Annotated in this window: 6 protein-coding genes; 2 read left to right on the forward strand and 4 right to left on the reverse strand. The window is 71.8% G+C overall.

All coding sequences use genetic code 11. The features are described from left to right. Window positions 1-195: 195 nt before the first annotated feature. A complete protein-coding gene (locus tag IU476_RS08450; RefSeq protein WP_195098375.1) occupies window positions 196-1,713 on the forward strand; it encodes an aldehyde dehydrogenase family protein in 1,518 nt (505 codons plus the stop codon). Here the strand turns inward: IU476_RS08450 and IU476_RS08455 are convergent, their stop codons facing one another. Continuing rightward, entirely contained in the window at window positions 1,714-2,079 is a 366-nt protein-coding gene (locus IU476_RS08455; protein WP_195098377.1) for a MerR family transcriptional regulator, read from the reverse strand. A gap of 65 nt (window positions 2,080-2,144) precedes the next feature. Here IU476_RS08455 and IU476_RS08460 point away from each other — a divergent pair, with 65 nt between their 5' ends. Beyond that, window positions 2,145-3,008, forward strand: coding sequence for a polysaccharide deacetylase family protein (locus IU476_RS08460; protein ID WP_195098379.1), 864 nt, complete (start codon window positions 2,145-2,147; stop codon window positions 3,006-3,008). A 5-nt stretch (window positions 3,009-3,013) separates the two neighbouring features. On the opposite strand, the gene IU476_RS08465 is transcribed toward IU476_RS08460, so the two are convergent. The 3 genes from IU476_RS08465 to IU476_RS35990 all read right to left on the reverse strand — a co-directional run bounded on the left by IU476_RS08465 (window position 3,014) and on the right by IU476_RS35990 (window position 19,735). Continuing rightward, window positions 3,014-4,261, reverse strand: a complete 1,248-nt coding sequence (locus IU476_RS08465; protein WP_228823330.1) for an Nramp family divalent metal transporter — start codon at window positions 4,259-4,261, stop codon at window positions 3,014-3,016. 106 nt (window positions 4,262-4,367) lie between these two features. Then, complete coding sequence (locus IU476_RS08470) at window positions 4,368-5,411, reverse strand: alpha/beta hydrolase (RefSeq protein WP_228823414.1); 1,044 nt, start codon at window positions 5,409-5,411, stop codon at window positions 4,368-4,370. A gap of 182 nt (window positions 5,412-5,593) precedes the next feature. Next, the gene (locus IU476_RS35990; RefSeq protein WP_438943990.1) at window positions 5,594-19,735 is read right to left on the reverse strand and encodes a non-ribosomal peptide synthetase; all 14,142 of its coding nucleotides are present in this window, start codon (window positions 19,733-19,735) and stop codon (window positions 5,594-5,596) included. Between the last annotated feature and the right edge of the window lie 43 nt (window positions 19,736-19,778).

A 19,778-nucleotide genomic window follows, 5' to 3' on the forward strand; every position in this document is an offset into this window, starting at 1 on the left:
TGCTTGTGGGGGGGATCGGTGCTGGTCGGTTCGCCGACCGAACGGTCTTTCTTGTTCGGGGCGTTCTTGTCCGGCGGGCGGGGCCGCCCATAGTGTGGCGGACAGGGGAATTGAAGACACTCACCTGTCTGCGGCAATCGCGATCCGGTCGGGGAGGACCGGTTGCCGGAGCATTCGCCAGCGAGAGGGTGACCGATGGCCGAGACGGCGCGTCGCGTGGCAACGCATTCCGGAGGCACGGTGCGGCCGAAGGTGCTCACCTCCTACGATCCGCGGACCGGCGAGGCCGTCGGTGATTACGCGATGATGGGCACCGGCGAGGTGACGCGCACCGTGCGGGCCGCGCGCACGGCCGAGAAATGGTGGGCCGCACTCGGATTCGCGGGGCGGCGGCGCTGGCTGCTGGACTGGAAGCGCGCCATCGCCCGCAACTCCGGGGAACTGGTGGAGATCATCTGCGCCGAGACCGGCAAGCCGGAGGTCGACGCCGCCATCGAGGTCATGCTCGCGGTGGAGAACCTGGACTGGGCCGCCCGCCACGCCGAGCAGGCGCTGGGCCGCCGCCGGCTCGGCTCCACCTGGCTCACCCGCAACCAGCGCGCCTCGGTCGGCTATCTGCCGCTGGGCGTGGTCGGCGTGCTCGGCTCCTGGAACGACCCGGTGTTCACGCCGATGGGCTCGATCGCCTACGCCCTGGCGGCCGGGAACGCGGTGGTGTTCAAGCCCAGCGAACTCACCTCCGGCGTCGGCGTGTGGCTGGCGGAGAGCTGGAGCCGGCTCGCCCCCAATCAGCCCGTGCTACAGGTCGTCACGGGCGACAGCACCACCGGCGCCGCGCTGTGCCGGTCCCGCCTCGACAAGGTCGCCTACGCCGGTTCGGAGGCCGGCGCCCGCGAGGTGATCGCGCTGTGCGCACAGTCCATGACCCCGGTGGTGGTCGAGAAGGTCGGCAAGGGCGCGATGGTGGTCCAGGTCGACGCGAAACTCGACGACGCCGCCGAGGCCGCCGTCTTCGGCGCCATGTCCAACGCCGGGCAGAGCCCCGCCGGCATCCAGCGCGCCTACGTCGCCGAGTCGGTGTACGAACCGTTCCTCGAGAAGGTGGTGGCGCAGGCCCGCAAGCTGCGGCCCGGCGGCGACCGCCGCGCCTCCTACGGCCCGATGATCCTGGAATCGCAGGTCGAGATCGTGCGCCGCCAGGTCAAGGACGCCATCGCCCGGGGTGGCCGCGCCGTGGTCGGCGGGCTGGACTCGATCCGCGAGCCCTACATCGAGCCGATCGTGCTGGCCGAGGTGCCCGAGGACAGCACCGCGATCACCGGCGAGGCGGTCGGCCCGGTTCTGATCGTCAACCGGGTCGCGACCATGGACGAGGCGGTGGAACGCATCAACGCCGCCGACCACGGCCTCGCGGTGGCGGTGTTCACCCGCGACGTGCGCGCGGTGCCGGAGCTGGCCGATCGCATCAGAACCGGTGTGGTGACGGTCAATTCGTCGATGGCCTCCGCGGGCATCCCGTCCATGCCGTTCGGCGGCGTGGGCGAGTACGGCCGGGGCCACGCGCACGGCGAGGCCGGGCTGCGCGAGTTCAGCCGCACCCTGGCCATCGCCCAGCAGCGGTACCGCGCGCCGGTCAACCTGTCCACCTTCGACCGGCACCCGCGGCACCTGCGCTGGGCCAAGGCCGTGTTCCGGATCCGGCACGGGCGCTAGTCAGCGCGCGCAGCCGCGCAGCGAATCGATGTAGTCGTTCATGGCGTCGCGGTTGCGGGTCAGCAGCTCGATGCGGTCGGTCAGCCGGTCCCGCTGCTGCTCCAGGGTTTCCAGGATCGCCGCGTCGGCGTCGGCGAAGTGAATGTCGCGCGGGTCGTTCAGGCAGGGCAGGATCTGTTTGATGAGGCGGGTCGGCAGGCCCGCCTCGAGCAGCCCGCGGATGTGCAGGACCTGTTCGACCAGGATGTCGTCGTAGTCGCGGTACCCGTTGGGGCTGCGCCCGACCTGGATCAGCCCCTGCTCCTCGTAGTAGCGCAGCAGGCGCGGGGAGGTCTCGGTGCGCTCCGCCAGCTCGCCGATTCGCATATGCCCTACCTCACAACAACTCTCGCTTGACCTTCACATCTATGTGAGGGTTCGAGCATAGCGGCATGAGCAAGGACATCACCCTCTTCGACTACAGCCCCATCACCGAGCGCGAGCCGATCCACTGGCCCGGCGGCAAGCGGGTCGCCTTCTACGTCGGGCTCAATATCGAGCACTTCTACGTGGACCTGCCCGGCACGGCCACCTACGAGGGCACCACGTCGCTGACGCCGGACGCGCTCAACTACGGGTGGCGCGACTACGGCCCGCGGGTGGGCTTCTGGCGGCAGCTCGCACTGCTCGACAAGCACGGCATCCGCGCCAGCGCGCTGCTGAATTCCGATGTGGGCGAGCGGTATCCGCAGATCATCGAGGCCGGCAAGGCGCGCGACTGGGTGTGGCTGGCGCACGGCAGCAGCAACAGCCACCTGCACACCGGGCTCTCCGTGGAGGAGGAACGGGTCGCGCTGCGCGAGATCGTCGACACCATCGAGAAGTCCACCGGCTACCGGCCGCGCGGCTGGATGGGTCCCGGCCTGACCGAGACCTTCCACACCCCCGAACTGCTGGCCGAGCTGGGCCTGCGATACGTGCTCGACTGGACCAACGACGACCAGCCCTACCGCTTGAATGTGCCGGGGCTGCTGAGCGTTCCGTACTCGGTGGAGCTCAACGACATCGGCGTCTTCGTCTCCAAGGGCCTCACCGGGCCGGACTTCGTGCAGATGGTGAAGGACCAGGTGGACCAGCTCTACGCCGACTCGGCCGACAGCGGCCGGGTCTTCGGCCTGGCGCTGCACCCCTTCGTCACCAGCCAGGCCTTCCGCCACCGCTACCTCGACGAGGCCCTGGACTACGTGGTCAACCACCCCGGCGTGTGGGTCACCACCAGCGACGAGATCGCCGAGCACTTCGCGGCGGAGCACTGAGGGACTCAGGCGCCGGCGAGAGTGAGGTAGACGAGGAGGAGGTTCAGCGCGGAGATCACGGCGGCGATGAACCAGGCGGCGACGGTGGTGGCGCGGTGGTTGGTGTCGGCGCCCATCAGGGTGCGGTCACCGGTGAAGCGCACCAAGGGAATCAGGGCCAGCGGGATGCCGAAGGACAGCACCACCTGGGAGACGATCAGCGCCTGCGTGGGGTCGACGCCGGCGGCCAGGATGACCAGGGCCGGGACCAGGGTGACGACCCGGCGCAGCAGCAGCGGGATGTGCCGGCGCAGCAGGCCCTCCATGATCATCGCGCCGGCGTAGGCCCCGACCGAGGTGGAGGCCAGCCCGGACGCCAGCAGGCCGACCGCCAGCAGCAGCGCCGCCCACGGACCGAGCGCGTCGCCCACCGCGGCGTGCGCGGATTCCAGGGAGTCGACGTCCGCGCGGCCGCTCAGCGTGTTCGCGGCCATCAGCAGCATGGACAGGTTGACCGCGCCCGCGATCACCATCGCCAGCCCGACGTCGACCCGGGTGATGCGCAGCAGCCGGGTCCGCGCCGGGCCCGCCGCGGGCTGCCCGTGCCGGTCGCGGGACAGTCCCGAATGCAGGTAGATGGCGTGCGGCATCACCGTCGCGCCGATCATCGCCGCCGCGAGCAGCACGCTCTCGGCGCCGTCGAAGCGCGGCAGCAGCCCGCCCGCCGCGGCCGGTACCGACGGGGGTGAGATCACCACGCTGGCCATGAACCCGATCGCGATGATCGCCAGCAGCCCGATCACCACGCGCTCGAAAGGTCGCTGCCCGCGCCGGTTCTGGACGGTCAGCAGCCCCATCGACACCACGCCCGTGATCACCCCGCCCAGCAGCAGCGGCAGGTCGAACAGCAGCTTCAGCGCGATGGCCCCGCCGACCACCTCGGCCAGATCCGTTGCCATCGCGACCAATTCGGCCTGGGCCCAGTAGGCCAGGCGGGTCGGCCGGCTCGCCCGGTCGCGCACCACCTGCGGCAGGGTGCGCCCGGTGACCAGACCCAGCTTCGCGGAGAGGAACTGCACCAGCCCGGCCATCACGTTGGCCATCACGATCACCCACACCAGCAGGTAGCCGTACTGCGCGCCGGCGCTGATGTTGGAGGCCACGTTGCCCGGGTCGACGTAGGCGATGGCGGCCACGAACGCCGGGCCCAGCAGCATCGACGCCGAGCGCGCCCGGCGGAGAGGGGTGCGCGGCGGCGCGATGCTGGTACTCATGACTTTATTTTACGGTTATCCGAACTTTTTGTTGAGCCGAACCCGCAAAATGTGACCGCCCCGACCGCGACAGCGGCCGGGGCGGTGTGTCTGCCCTGGTGGGCGCTCAGAGACCCAGTCCCCGGGCCAGTACCGGCCAGGAGTTCATGAAGTCGTCGCGCCAATAACCCCACGAATGCGTACCCGAGTCACGGAAGTTGTAGGTCGCGGGGATGCCCAGACCGTCCAGCTTCGTCTTCAGGTTGTGCGTGCAGTAGTTGGTGCCGGCCTCGATGACGCCGCCGATCAGGATCTGGTTGCCCAGGCCGTAGGCACCGGGCAGCGCGTACGGACCGTTCAGCGAGTCGTACACGCCGGGCAGGCCGTTGCCGGTGGAGATGTACATGTCCAGCCCGCGCAGCTGCTCGGCGTGCACGTACGGGTCGTTCTCCGCCCACACCGGGGAGTCGTCGGGGCCGTACATGTTGGTGACGTCACCGCCGCCCCAGGTGTTCACGGTCAGCTTGACGAACTCGCGGCCGGCCGGGTCGCTGGTCTGCGCGCAGCCGGAGTAGGCGGCGGCGGCCTTGTACAGGCCGGGCGCGTGGATCGGCAGGTTCAGCACGGTGGTGCCCGAGGTGGACAGGCCCGCAACGGCATTCACGCCGTTGGTGCCCAGCGCGCCGTCGATCAGCGGCGGCAGTTCCTCGGTGAAGAACGTCGTCCACTTGTTGCGGCCCAGCGTCGGGTCGTCCTTGATCCAGTCGGTGTAGTAGCTCCACTTGCCACCGATGGGCTGCACCACGTTGACGTTCTTGTCGCCGAGGAAGCCGTTGACGATGTCGGTCTTCTGCTGCCAGGAGGCCGCGTCCTCGCCGCCGCCGGCGCCGTTGAGCAGGTACAGCGTCGGGCGCGGGGCCGAGGCGTCGGCCGGGCGCTGCACGTCGACCGGGAAGGTCTTGTCCATCGCGGCCGAGTACACGTACAGCCGGATGTTGCGGTCGTCCTTGTAGGTGGCCTTGGAGATGTAGGACCCGTCGGGAGACTTCGGATCGCCCAGCAGCGCCTTCGAGGCGATGACCGGGTCGTCGGCCGTGGCGGTGGGGGTGCCGATCCCGGCTACGACGCCGGCGAGGACTCCTGTTGCCGCGATCGCGGCGGCGGCACGCAGGCCGCTACGCCGGAAGTGTCGACGAATCAATGCTTCACACCTTCGCTATCTCATCGGTTTTCAATCCAGCGATTCCCGTCGGCGCCCCGTGCCGACACCCACGAATCGGGCGACGCCGCGCCCGACCCTACGGCCTTTCTAGTCGTCCGACCAGAGGACATCGTTACGCCGGGACCGCCTCATCATGCCCGATCGGTGTACCCTGCCACGCCATCGGCCCCGGTAGCGAGCCGTTTCCTCAACTGCGGGCCGATCTGCGCCATGGCCTCGGGCGCGACCATCTCCTCGTGCACGGCGTCGATCGGGCGATCGACGATCTCGCCCTCGACATACGGGCGCCAGTTGTCGGCCCCGCTCGCGCGGCCGCGCGCGGCGGAGAAGTAGTCGAGCCGGCCGCGGTACACCTCGGGGCGATGCTCGACGATCATCTCCGCCGAACGCACCGCGCTGCGGTAGATGCGGCGCAGCCGCTCCGGGGTGAACAGCGCCAGGTCCGGCGGCAGCGTCGCGTGCAAAGTGGCCAGGGCCGGTTCGCTGAGGTCGTAGATGTCGCCGTCGCCGACCAGCGCCTCGGCCCCGATGCCGATCTCGGCCAGCACCTCCCGCACGGCAGCGCGGAAGTCGCCGAGGTCGATGTCGAGCCGGCTGTCGAGCATCACCAGCGTCGCCACCCGCGCGCCGTCGGCCTGCAGCATGGTGGCGATCTCGTGGGCCAGCACGCCGCCCAGCGACCAACCGAGCAGGTGGTACGGACCGTCCGGCTGGATGCGGCGGATCTCCTCGACGTAGCGCAGGGCCATGTCCCGCACCGATTCCGGCAGCCGGTCGTCCTCGGACAGCACCGGCGACTGCAGGCCGACGATCGGCCGGTCGCCCGCGAAGCGCACCAATCCCGCGTAGCACCAGGACAATCCGTACATCGGGTGCAGGCAGAACAGCGGGGCGCCGGCGCCCGTGGCGCGGATCGGGAGCACCACCTCGAGCGCGGCCTCGGAGGCCAGGTCGAAGTCGTAGTCCACGTCCTGCGCGTCCTGCAGGCGGCGGGCCAGCGCGGACACGGTGGACCCGGTGAAGAACCACTGCACGCGCACCTCGGTGCCGGTCCGCGCGCGCAGGCGGCTGACCGCGCGGGTGGCGATCAGCGAATTGCCGCCGAGGTCGAAGAAGTCGTCGTCCGCGCCGACCCGGTCCACGCCGAGCACGTCGGCGAACACGTCGGCGACCGTCTGCTCCAGCGGAGTCGACGGCTCCCGGTAGGGGCGGGCGGAGAACTGCGGCATCGGCAGGGCCCGCCGGTCCAGCTTGCCGCTGGCGTTCAGCGGCAGCTCGTCGAGCAGCACGACGGCGGCCGGGATCATGTAGCCGGGCAGCGACTCTCGCGCGTGCGCCAGCAGCGCCCACTCCTCGACCTCGACACCGGGCACGGGCACCACGTGCGCCACCAGCCGGTCGCCGGAGCCGCCGCGCACCAGCGACACCACCGCGTGCCGCACCGCGCCGTGGGCGGCGAGCACGGCCTCGATCTCGCCCGGCTCGATCCGCTGGCCGCGCAGCTTGACCTGGAAGTCGCTGCGGCCCAGGTACTCCAGCACGTCGCCGCGCCAGCGCACGATGTCGCCGGTGCGGTACAGGCGCTCGCCGCCCGCGTGCGCGACGAAGCGTTCGGCCGTCAGCGCGGGGGCGCCGAGATAGCCGCGCGCCAACTGGATTCCGGCCACGTACAGCTCCCCCGGCGCGCCCGGCGGCACCGGCCGCAACCGGCGGTCGAGCACGTGGACGCGGGTGTTGGCCACCGGGGCGCCGATCGGCACGCTCGCGCCCGCCGCACCGGTCGCGGGCGCGGCGGTGACCACCGTGGCCTCGGCGGGGCCGTACCAGTTCACCAGTTCGGTGCGCTCGAGCAGGGCCGCGCAGCGGGCGGCCGTCTCGGCGGACAGGGCCTCGCCCGCCGCGAAGATCCGGCGCAGCGACGGATAGCCCTGCGCCACAGCCGGATTCGCCTCGGGATCCAGGAAGGCGTCCAGCATCGACGGCACGAAGTGCACGGTGCCGACCGATCGCTCCTCGATCACCCGCGACAGATAGGCGGGGTCGCGGTGGCCGTCGGGTTCGGCGATCACGACCGCGGCGCCGGTCTGCAACGGCCAGAACAGCTCCCAGGTGGAGATGTCGAAGGTGATCGGCGTCTTGTGCAGCACCACGTCGCCGCCGCGGTGCGGGTAGCTGCGCTGCGCCCACCGGAACTGGTTGGTCATCTGCCGGTGGGTGATCGCCACGCCCTTGGGCCGCCCGGTCGAGCCGGAGGTGTGGATGACGTAGGCGATGCCGTCCGGCCGGGGCGCGGGGAACCGCTCGCCCGGACGGTCGAGCGGTAGTCGGTCGACCGCGAGAACCGTTGTGCCCGTGCGGGTCCGGAAGTCGTCCCGCTCGGTGGTCAGGACGCACACCGGCGCGGTGTTGGCGAGCACGAACTCGTTGCGCTCGGCCGGGTGGTCGGGATCCACCGGCACGTAGCCGCCGCCCGCCCGCAGCACCGCGTAGATGGCGACGACCAGTTCGACCGAGCGGCGCATGGCCACGGCCACCAGCGTTTCCGGCCCGACGCCGCGGTCGGCGAGTTCGCTCGCGAGCGCGCGGGAGCGGAGGTCCAGCTCGCGGTAGGTGAGGGTGGTGTCGCCGAAGTACAGCGCCGGGGCCTGCGGGGTGCGGGCCACCTGCGCGTCGAACAGCGAGAGCAGGGTGGCGTCGTCGATCAGTTCGGGTGCGTCGGTGGCGTTGCGGGCGGCCAGTTCCGCGCGCTCGCCGTCGAGCAGCACGTCCACGTCGGCGACGCGGGCCCGCGGGTCGGCGACGATCCGGCCGAGCAGCGCCGCGAGCCGGTCCGCCAGCGCCGCGGCCTCCGCCTCGCCGAAGACGTCGCGCAGGTATTTCAGCGAGACCCGCAGCTGATCGTCCAGCGCGACCAGCACGGTCACCGGGTAGTGCGTGCCGTTGACCGAGCCGACGCCGGTGACGTGCATGCCGTCCACCGAACCGGCCCGGTCCAGGCCCTCGCGATCGATCGGATACGACTCGAACACGACCAGCGAGTCGAACAGCCCGTCCACTCCGACGGCGTCCTGGATGTCGGTGAGGCCCAGGTAGTGGTGTTCGAGCAGATCCGCCTGCTGCGACTGCAACTGCCGCAGCAATTCGTCCAGGGTCTCGGCGTCCGACAGGCGCACCCGCACCGGGACGGCGTTGACGAACAGGCCGACCATGGCCTCCACGCCGGGCAGGGTGGGCGGGCGGCCGGACACGGTCGCGCCGAAGACCACGTCGTCCCGATCGATGCTGCGGCCCAGCAGCAGACCCCACGCGGCCTGCACCACCGTGTTGACGGTCACGCCCAGCCGCGCGGCCACGGCGGTCAGCTCGGCGGTCTCAGGCGCTGGCAGGTCGAAGCCGACTTCTCCTGCGCCGGAAGTGATCTCGCGGCCGGGATCGACCGGCGCGAGCGGCGTCGGCTCGGTGACACCGGCCAGTGCCCGCCGCCACGCGGCGCGCGCCTCCCGCGCGTCCTGGGCGACGAGCCAGGCCAGGTAGTCGCGATAGGGACGAACCGGCGGCAGGTGCTGCGAGCGCGGACCCAGCGCGTACAGCGTGAGCAGGTCGCGCATGAGCAGCGGCGTCGACCAGCCGTCGAGCAGGATGTGGTGGCTGGTCACCAGCAGGCGGTAGGAGTTGCCCGCGGTGAAGCCGGTGCGGACGACGGTGAACCGCAGCAGCGGCGCGCTGCGCATGTCGAAGCGGTCGGCGTAGTCCGCGGCGGTGATCCGGGCCAGCTCCGCCTCGACCTCGGCGGCCGGGAGGTCGCTGAGATCCACGGTGCGCCAAGGCACTTCGAGGCCGTCGAGGACCACCTGCACAGGGTTCCCCGCGGCGTCGTCGGCGAAGGCCACCCGCAGGTTGTCGTACCGGTCCAGCATCGCCTGCGCGGCCTCGCGCAGCCGCGGCACGTCCACGGCGCCGCCGAGGTCGAGGGTGAACTGGGTGGTGTACAGGTCGACCGAGGCGTCGGCGAGCAAGGCGTGGAACAGCATTCCCGACTGCAGCGGTGTCACCGGCCAGATGTCGGTCAGGTTCGGGTAGTCGCGGCACAGCCGGTCGATGTCGGACTGCGCCGGGCGCACCAGCGGGAAGTCCGAGGGCGTGAAGCCGCCCGCGTCGGCGTGGGTGCCGTGTTCGGCGAGTCCGCCCAGTGCCCGGACCCACTGCCCGGCCAGCGCTTTGACCTGCTCGGCGTCCAATACCGCGGCGGCGTAGTCGAACCGGGCCAGCAGGCTGTCGGCGGTGGCGTCGACGGTGATGTCGAGGATCAGATCGGTGGGGGCGGGATCCGGCGCGGCGCCCGCGGGCCGCAGGTCGCGGTAGCGGAAGGCGGTGCGCCCCTGCGGGAGTGCGGCCAGCTCGGGCGCGGTGTCCGGGTTCAGGTAGCGCAGCAGACCGTAGCCGACGCCACCGGACGGCACGGCCCGCCGCCGCTCCTTGACCTGAGCGATGACCCGGCCCGCCGCGGGACCGCCGAGCAGCGCGTCGTCGACGTCGATGTCGTCCAGCTCGAGCACGAACGGGTAGGCCGCGGTGTAACCGCCGACCGCACCGGCGAATTCGGGTCCCACGGCGGTGCGGCCGTCGGCGGCCAGTTGCACGACCGAGCCGACGACCTCGGCGGCGGGGCCGCGCTGGGTCGGCTCCAACGCCAAGGCGAGGGCCGCGAGCAGCACCTCTTCCAGCGTGGCGTGATAGGCGGCGGCCACCGCGTGCACGGCGGCGGCGCCTTCGGCGGTGACCACCAGCGAGACCCGGCCCCGAGCGGCCGGATCCGGCTCGCCCAGTGCGACGTCCGCCGGAGCGGCCGCCAAAGCCTGCTGCCACCAAGGCAATTCGGCGACGGTGGCGGCGTCGGTCGCCGCGGCCGCGAGGGCGTGCGCCACCTCCGCCGGGCCGGTCTCGGCCGTGGCCGGTGCGGGATGTCCGCCGGACCAGGCGATCGACAGCTCGTCGATGACGGTGCGCCACGAGGCGTCGTCGACGATCAGGCCGTTGGCGACCACCACCAGGGTGGTCGGGAAGTCCTCCGCGCCTTCGTCTTCCGGTTCCGCGCCGGGCTCGGTCGGCGCGATCAGACCGAAACCGATATTGCGACCGGCGGCCGGGTCGAGATCGGCGGCCAGTGCGCGCACGGCGACGTCGGCGATGTCGGCGGCGGGCACGAACCGGCGCAGCGGGACCTCGGGCACGGTGTCCGGCAGGACCAGCACGGCATCGACATCGGCGTCGGTGTCGGGGATCTCGCCGCGCCGGACGAAGCGCGCGCCGGTCTCGGGTCCGGCGTGCGCGGGCAGCACCGGCAGGAATTCGGTCGCGGGTTCCACGGCCGCCGCGGGCAGCAGGCTGGTCGGGGCGTCGAACACGGCGTCGGGGTCGAAGTCGGCGACCTGGCCGGGCGTCACGACGGGCAGGAACTCCGTGACGTGCTCGGCCCAGGCGTCGGCGCCGGCGGGCGGCGGCCCCGGCTCGGCGCTGGTCTCGGCCTCCGCGATGACCGCGGGGATCCGGACGCCGACCGGCGGGCCGAACGGGGTCCGCCCGTCGGACGTCGTGGTCGTCTCGCCGGAATCGTCTGTGCCGCCGGTCTTTTCGAGCCGCGCCGAGAGCATGGGGTGCCGGTCGAGCAGCGCCTGCACCGCCGCGTGCACGCGGTCGGGGCCGCAGTCCGGCGGCACGTGCACCGAGATCGCGCGCTGGTAGCGGCCCGCGTGCCCGAGTCGCAGCAGCCGGACCGCGGCCGGGAGCAGCGGCACCGGACCGGTCCGGGGCCGGTCCTCGGCGGCGCGCGGCGTGGTCGCGATCCGGGCCAGGGCCTCCACGGTGCGGGCGGCGAAGATGTCGCGCGGCGAGAACTGCACACCGCGGGCGCGGGCGCGCGACACCACCTGGATGGACATGATGCTGTCGCCGCCGAGTGCGAAGAAGTCGTCGTCCAGGCCGATCCGGTCGACGCCGACGACCTCGCCGACGACATCCGCGATCACCTGTTCGGTCGTGGTCTGCGGGGCCCGGTACGCCTTGGTCTCCACCACGGGTTCGGGCAGCGCCCTGCGGTCCAGCTTGCCGTTCGCGGTGAGCGGCAACGCTTCCAGGGTGACCAGCGCCGACGGGATCATGTAGTTCGGCAGCGCGGTGCTCAGCGCCGACTGCACGGCGGTCGTGTCGATCGTGCCGTCGGCGGGAACCAGGTAGGCCACCAGCCGGTCGCCGGACCGGCCCGGCCGGGTGAGCACGGCCGCCTGCGCGATCTCCGGCAGCGCGAGCAGCGCCGCCTCGACCTCGCCGAGTTCGATGCGGAAACCGCGCACCTTCACCTGGAAGTCCGTGCGGCCGCGATATTCCAGTTCCCCGTTGGGATTCCACGCCGCCAGGTCGCCGGTGCGGTACATCCGGTCGCCGGGCACGAAGGGGTCGGCGACGAATCGGTCGGCGGTCAGGTCGGCGCGGCCGAAGTAGCCGCGCGCGAGTTGCGCACCGGCCAAATACAATTCGCCCGCCGTCCCGTCGGGCACCGGGTGCAGCCGCGAATCCAGCACGTACACCCGGCTGTTCCATTCCGGGACGCCGATCGGCACGGAGACCCGATCGGCCTCGGTCACGCGGTGGTGGGTGATCGAGACCGCCGCCTCGGTCGGGCCGTAGGCGTTGACCAGCTCGACGTGCCGATAGCGCGCGAGGAACCGCTGCGCCAGCGCGCCCGGCAGGGCCTCGCCGATCGCCAGGACCCGCCGCAGGCCGTCCATCGCCCGGCCGCCCGCGCGGGCGGTGGCGTCGGTGAGCAGCGCGTCCAGCATCGACGGCACCGTGTGCAGCGTGGTGACGCCCTCGCGGGCCAGCAGGTCGTTCAGGTAGGCCGGGTCGCGGTGGGCGTCGGCCATCGCGATCACCAGGCGGCCGCCCGACACCGCCGCCGCCCAGAATTCCCACACCGACAGGTCGAAGGTGGCGGCGGTCTTGAGCAGGACCGCGTCGTCCGCGCCGAGGCCGAATTCGGCCGTCTTCCAGACCAATTGGTTGACGACGGCGGCGTGCGGCACGGCCACGCCCTTCGGCCGGCCCGTCGAACCCGAGGTGAAGATGACATAGGCGGTGTTCGAAGCGCGCAGCGGCGCAACCCGATCCGCGTCGGTGACGGGCGCGCCGGAGTGGGCCGACAGGTCCAGGGTGTCGAGGGCGACCGTCACCGGACCGGCGGCGGAACCGTCGACCGGGGGCAGGGCGCGCTCGGCGGGGACCGCCCCGAAGCCGCGCGCCGCCCGCGGCAGCGACGCCACGGCGTCCGGCTCGGCCGCGAGGAAGGCGGGCATGGATTCCGAACGTCCGCGCCAGTCGAGCACCGCGCCCTCGCCGCTCGAGACCACCGGCCGCGGCTCGACGGCGGTGGGCGACACGGGCTTCGGGCGGCGCGCGGCCGCGCCGGTCCCGCCGGCCGTGAGAACGCAGATCGGGTCGGCGGTGTCCAGGATGTAGTCGACGCGCTCGGCGGGCTGGTCGGGGTCGACCGGCACGTAGGCGCCGCCGGCCTTGGCGACCGCGTACATGGCCACCACCAGATCGATCGACCGCGGCAGCAGCAGCGCGACCCGCGATTCGGGACCGACGCCCAGGGCGGTCAGATGCCGGGCGAGGCGATTGACCCGGGCGTCGAGTTCGGCGTAACTCAGTGTGGCGCGGCCGGTTTCGGCGTCGGGCAGGTCGGCGACGAGCGCGACCGACTCGGGCGCGGCCGCGACGGACCGGTCCAGCAGGGTCACCAGGGTGGCGGCGGCGTCGAGGCCGTGCTCGGTGGCGTTGCGGGTGGCGATCGCCCGCGCGTGCTCGGCCGGGGTGAGGATGTCGAGGTCGCCGACCGGGACCGTGGCGTCGGCGAGCACCGCGGACAGGATGCGGGACAACCGGTTCGCGAAACCCTCGACGGTGGCGGCGTCGAAAAGGTCGGTGGCATAGGTGAAGTGACCGGCGATACCGGCGGGGTCGCCATTGTCGGCGTAGACGTCGCCGACGATCAGATGCAAGTCGAACTGCGACACCTCGAGGTCCGCGTCCACACCCGCGACGCTCAGCCCCGGCAGCTCCAGTGCGGTCTTCGCCAGGTTCTGGAACGACAACCCCACCTGGAACAACGGATGATGCGCCGTCGACCGCGGCGGATTCAACACCTCCACCAACCGCTCGAACGGCACATCCGCATGCGCGAACGCCCGCAAATCCGTCTCCCGCTGCCGCACCAGCAAACCCGCGAAACTCTCCCCCCGATCCACCCGCGTACGGAACACCACGGTGTTCACGAACATGCCGATCAAATCGTCGAGTTCGGCCTCACCACGACCCGCCACCGGCGTACCCACCGCGACATCATCAGTGCCCGACAACCGCGCCAACAACACCGCCAAAGCGGTATGCACCACCATGAACAACGTCGCACCGTGCGCCCGCGCCAACTCGTTCAGACCGGCGTGGGTCGCCGCGTCGACCCGGAAGTCGACCCGCCCGCCCCGCAGCGACGCCACGGCCGGCCGCGGCCGATCGGACGGCAACTCCAGCACATCGGGCAGGTCGTCGAGTTCCCGTCGCCAGTACGAGATCTGTTGCGCCGCGATCGAACCCGGGTCCGACTCGTCGCCGAGCACGGCGCGCTGCCAGAGCGCGTAGTCCGCGTACTGCACTCGCAGCGGCGACCACTCCGGCGCACCGCCCGCCGCCCGCGCCGAATAGGCCGTCATCACGTCGCGTACCAGCGGGCCCATCGACGAACCGTCGGCGGCGATGTGGTGCACCACCACCGCGAGCACGTACTCCGGCCCCGAACCGGTTGGGGCGTCGACGATTTCGAACAGGCGCACCCGGATCGGCACCTCGGCCGTCACGTCGAACGGCGTCGCCGCCAGCGCGTGGATCTCGGCCGCCACCGCGGCCGCGGCGATCCGTTCCGCCGTCACCCCCAGCCGGGTGTCCGCGGCGAGGACCACCTGCACCGGTCCGTCCGGCGTCTCCGGGTAGACGGTGCGCAGCACCTCGTGCCGCGCCACCAGGTCGTCGAGCGCCGCCGCCAGCGCGGGCACGTCGAGGCCGCCGCTCAACCGGAGCGCGAACGGCAGGTTGTAGGCGGCCGCACCGGCCGTCTCGCCGTCCTGGTCGAACCGGTTGAGGAACCACATCCGCTGCTGCGCCAGCGACAGCGGCAGCCGCTCCGGCCGCTCCAGGCTGCCCAGTTCCACGCTGCGCCGCTCGTGCGCCTGCGATTCGACGGCCGCCGCCAGTGCCGCGACCGTGGGCGTCTCGAACAGCGCCCGCACCGGGATCCGGCCGCCGACCGCCGCGCCGAGCCGCGCCACCACCTGCGTCGCGACCAGCGAATTGCCGCCGAGGGCGAAGAAGTCGTCGTCCGCGCCGACCCGCTCGATACCCAGCACGGTGCCGAAGATCTCCGCCACGATCTCCTCGATCGGCGTGGTGGGAGCCCGGAATTCGCGGCCGCGGTAGGTCGGTGCGGGCAGCGCCCGGCGATCCAGCTTGCCGCTGGCATTCAGTGGGAAGGCGTCCAGGGCGACGACGGTGGACGGAACCATGTACACCGGAAGCGTTTCCGCCAGCGCCGACCGCAGCCGCTGCTGATCGATCTCGTGGCCCGGCGTCGGCACCGCGTACGCCACCAGCTGGTCGCCGAGCGCCGAGGGCAGCACCAGCGCCACCGCCTGGCTCACCACCGGCTGCGCCAGCAGCGCCGCCTCGATCTCCCCCAGCTCGATCCGCTGGCCCCGGAACTTCACCTGGAAGTCGGTGCGGCCCAGATAATCCAAGCGCGCGGGCAGCTCACCCGTCGCCTCGCGCCACACCACCAGATCGCCGGTGCGGTACATGCGGTCGCCGTCGCCGTACGGGTCGGCGACGAACCGGTCCGCCGTCAGGTCCGGCCGGCGCACGTACCCGCGGGCCAGTTGATCGCCCGCCAGGTACAGCTCGCCGGGCACTCCCGGCGGCACCGGGCGCAGTCGCCCGTCGAGCACGTAGACCTGGGTGTTCCACTGCGGCAGGCCGATCGGGACGCTGGGCCGGTCCTCCGGGCGGGCCGGCCAGTAGGTCACCGACACCGCGGCCTCGGTCGGGCCGTACAGGTTGTGCACGCGGGCGTCGCAGATGCGCTGCACCGCCTCGACCGTCTCCGGCGGCAGCGCCTCGCCGATCACGAACAGGTCGGCCAGCGTCGCACAGGAACCCGGCGCGGTGTGCGCGGCGAACACGCTGAGCATCGACGGCACGAAGTCGGTCACCGTGACGCCGTGGGCCGCAATGGTTTCCGCGATGTACTCGGGGTCGCGGTGGCCGTCGTGGGTGGCGACGACCAGCTTCGCGCCCGCGCGCAACGGCATGAAGTAGCCCCACAGCGACACGTCGAACGTGGTCGCCGTCTTCTGGAGATACACGTCGGCGGTGCTGAGCGGGTAGGCGGCCAGCATCCACGTGATCTGGTTGTGGATCGCCGCGTGCGAGACCGCGACGCCCTTGGGGCGGCCGGTCGAGCCCGACGTGAAGATCACGTAGGCGGGGTGGTCGGGCCGCAGCGGGCGCAGCAGCTCCGCGGGCCGCACCGGCGTCGGGTCGAATCCACCCAGGTCCATGGTGTCCAGGCGCAACACCGGCAGGTGCACCGGCACGACGACGGCGTCCGCGACCGTGCTGATCACGCACACCGGGCGCGCGGTGTCGAGGATGTGGTCGATCCGCTCGGCGGGGTGGTCCGGGTCCAGCGGCACGTAGGCGCCGCCCGCGGTGAGGATCGCGTACATGCCGATCACCAGGTCCAGCGACCGCCGGATCGCCAGGCCCACCAGGGCTTCCGGGCCGACCCCGCGCGAGATCAGCAGGCGCGCCAGCTGATTCACCCGCGCGTCGAACTCGGCGTAGGTGAGCGTGGCGCCCTCGTAGACCACCGCCGGCGCGGACGGGTACTGCGCGACGATCCGCCGGTAGCCGTCCAGCAGCAGTTCCGGTTCGACGGGATAGCGAGTGTCGTTCCAGTCGTAGAGGATTCGCACCCGCTCGTCGGGGCGGAGCAGGTCGATGTCGCCGATCGCCCGTGCCGGTTCGGCGGCCGCGGCCTCGAGAATGTTCACCAGGCGCTCGGCGAAGCCCGCGATCGTCGTCTCGTCGAACAGGTCGGTGGCATAGGTGAACGTCGCGGACAGCCCGCGGGCCAGGCCGCGGTCGCGGCGCGGAATCACGGTGAGCTGCAGGTCGAATTTCGCGATGGCGCCGTCGAAGGCGATGGCGGCGGCCGTCATCCCGGGTAGTTCCAGGCGCGGCTTGTCCATGTTCTGGAAGAACAACGCCACCTGGAACAACGGATGATGCGCCTGCGACCGCACCGGATCCAGCACCTCGACCAACCGCTCGAACGGCAACTCCGCATGCGAGAACGCGCCCAGATCGGTCTCTTTCACCGCGGCGAGGAGATCGGTGAACGACGCACCGGGATCGACCCGGGTGCGCAGCACCAAGGTGTTGACGAACATGCCGATCAGGTCGTCGAGTTCGCGCTCGCCGCGGCCTGCCACGGGCGTGCCGACGACGATGTCCTCGGTGCCGGACAGCCGGGCCAGCAGCACCGCCAGCGCCGCGTGCACCACCATGAACAGCGAAACGCCGGTCCGGTGCGACAATTGGTCCAGCCGGCCGTGCAGGCGCTCGTCGACCGTGAAGGCGTATTCGGCGCCGAGGCCGGAGGCGACGGCGGGGCGCGGCCGGTCGGCGGGCAGCTCCAGGCGGTCGGGAAGGCCGGTGAGGGCGGCGCGCCAGTACCGGATCTGGTCGGCGGCAATCGATTCCGGGTCGGCTTCGTCGCCCAGCACCGCCCGCTGCCACAGCGCGTAGTCGGCGTACTGCACCGGCAGCGGCTGCCACGCGGGCTGAGATCGGTTGCGCCGGGCCAGGAATGCCACCAGCAGGTCGCGCATGAACGGGGCGACCGAGACGCCGTCGGCGGCGATGTGGTGCACCACCACGACGATCACGTGCTCGTCGGTGCCCAGCTCCGCGATCGCGATCCGCAGCGGCACGTCGGCGGCGACGTCGAAGCCGGTGAGCGCCAGACCGGCCACCCACTCCTCGATCTCGTGCTCGGCGAGCGGCCGGGGCTCGAGGTCCGGCACCGCCTGCTCCACCGGCAGGATCACCTGGTAGCCGGTGCCGTCCACGGCCGGGTACACCGTGCGCAGCGTTTCGTGCCGCTCGATCACGTCGACGATCGCGGCCTGCAGCGCCTCGGCGTCGAGCCGGCCGGTGAGCCGGATGGCGAACGGGATGTTGTTGGCGGGCGACGCCGGATCGAACTGGTTGAGGAACCACATCCGCTGCTGCGCCAGCGAGAGCGGGATGCGGTCGGGCCGCGGCATCGGACCCAGCGGCGGACGGCCGCCCGCGCCCTTGATCGGTTCCAGCCGCCGGGCCAGCGTGGCCACGGTGGGCGCCTCGAACAGCAGCCGGGCCGGGATGCGCGCGGAGATCTGCGCGCCGAGCCGGGCGGCGACCCGGGTGGCGATCAGCGAGTTGCCGCCCAGGTCGAAGAAGTCGTCGTCGGCGCCGATCGGCTCGCCGGGGTCGAGCAGTTCGGCGAAGACGTCGGCGACCAGTTCCTCCAGCGGCCCGGCGGGCGCGCGGAAGGCGCGGGTCTGCAACACCGGCGGGGGCAGCGCGGCCCGGTCCAGCTTGCCGACGGGGGTCAGCGGGATCTCGTCGAGCACCGTGACCGCGGTCGGCACCATGTGCGCGGGCAGGGTGCGCCGCGCCGACGCGAGCAGGTCGTCGACGTCGATCGTCGCTCCGGGCGCGGCGTGCACATAGGACACGAGAATCGTTGCGCCGCTGTCGAGCCGGTGACCGGTCGTGACCGCGAAGTCGACCGTCTCGTGGGCGGACAGCACCGCGTCGATCTCGCCCAGCTCGATCCGGAAACCACGGATCTTCACCTGGAAGTCGTTGCGCCCCAGGTACTCCAGGTCACCGGTGACAGTGCGGCACACCACGTCGCCGGTGCGGTACAGCCGGGAACCGCTGGGGTCGAACGGGTTCGCCACGAACCGCGCCGCCGTGAGGCCCGCGCGGTCGTAGTAGCCGCGCGCCACCTGCGCGCCCGCGACGTACAGTTCGCCGACGACGCCGTCCGCCACCGGCCGCAGCGCCTCGTCCAGCACGTACTCGGTGATGCCCCGGATGGGCCGGCCGATGGTGATCGGGTCGCCCGGCGCCAGCGGCCCGCTGATGTGGGTGACGATGGTGGCCTCGGTGGGGCCGTAGACGTTGTAGAACTCGCGGGTGCCCTCGGCGATCGGAATCGCCCAGCGCCGCACCAGTTCCGGCGGGCAGGCCTCGCCGCCCGCGATGATCACGCGCAGGTCGTCGAGGCCCGCGGGGTCCACCGAGGCGAGCGCCGCGGGCGTGACGAAGGCGTGGGTGACCTCTTCGCGCGCCAGCAGCGCGGCGAGTTCGTCGCCGCCGTACACCGACGGCGACGCCACCACCAACGTCCCCGCACCACCCACCGCCAACAACAACTCCAACACCGACGCATCGAAAGACGGCGACGCAAACGCCAACGCCCGCGCATCACCACCCACCCGATACCGCTCACGCTGCTCATCACAAAAACCCGACAAACCAGCCTGAGAAACCACCACACCCTTCGGCACACCCGTCGAACCCGACGTATAAATCACATACGCCGGATGCTCCGCACGCAACGGACGCAACCGGTCCGCGTAGGTGACCGGGTCGGCGGAGTAGCCCTCGAGTTTCCGCACGAATTCCGGGGCGTCGACGGTCAGCCACTCCACCTCGTCGGGCAGGTCGGCACGCACCTCGGCGACGGTGAGGCCGAGCACGGCGTGCGAATCGGCGACCATGCGCGCCACGCGTTCGGCCGGATAGTTCGGATCCACCGGCACGAAGCCCGCCCCGGACTTCGCGACCGCCCACACCGCGACCACGGAATCCACCGACCGCGGCACACCCACCGCGACCAGATCCTCCGGACCCACACCCCGCTCGATCAGGAAGCGAGCCAACCGGGTCGACCGCTCGTCGAGTTCCGCGTAGGTCAGTTCCGCCAGCGTGGCCGTCGCGTCGGCGTAGACGACGGCGATATTGGTCGGGTCCACCTCGACCGCGGTGGCCAGCAGCTGAGGCAGCGTCGTGACCCGCGCCCTGCGGGTGCGCACCGGGCGAACTCGGGCCACGCGGGTCATGCCGTGACCGCTTCCTGAGTCGCGTCGTGCCGCC

This window comes from Nocardia blacklockiae (assembly GCF_015477355.1).
GTDB lineage: Bacteria > Actinomycetota > Actinomycetes > Mycobacteriales > Mycobacteriaceae > Nocardia > Nocardia blacklockiae.

Excerpts from the sequence above, each read along its gene's own strand:
- IU476_RS08465 (WP_228823330.1), bottom strand. The coding sequence starts at position 4,261 with ATGAGTACCAGCATCGCGCCGCCGCGCACCCCTCTCCGCCGGGCGCGC.
- IU476_RS08460 (WP_195098379.1), top strand. The coding sequence starts at position 2,145 with ATGAGCAAGGACATCACCCTCTTCGACTACAGCCCCATCACCGAGCGC.
- IU476_RS08455 (WP_195098377.1), bottom strand. The coding sequence starts at position 2,079 with ATGCGAATCGGCGAGCTGGCGGAGCGCACCGAGACCTCCCCGCGCCTG.
- IU476_RS08450 (WP_195098375.1), top strand. The coding sequence starts at position 196 with ATGGCCGAGACGGCGCGTCGCGTGGCAACGCATTCCGGAGGCACGGTG.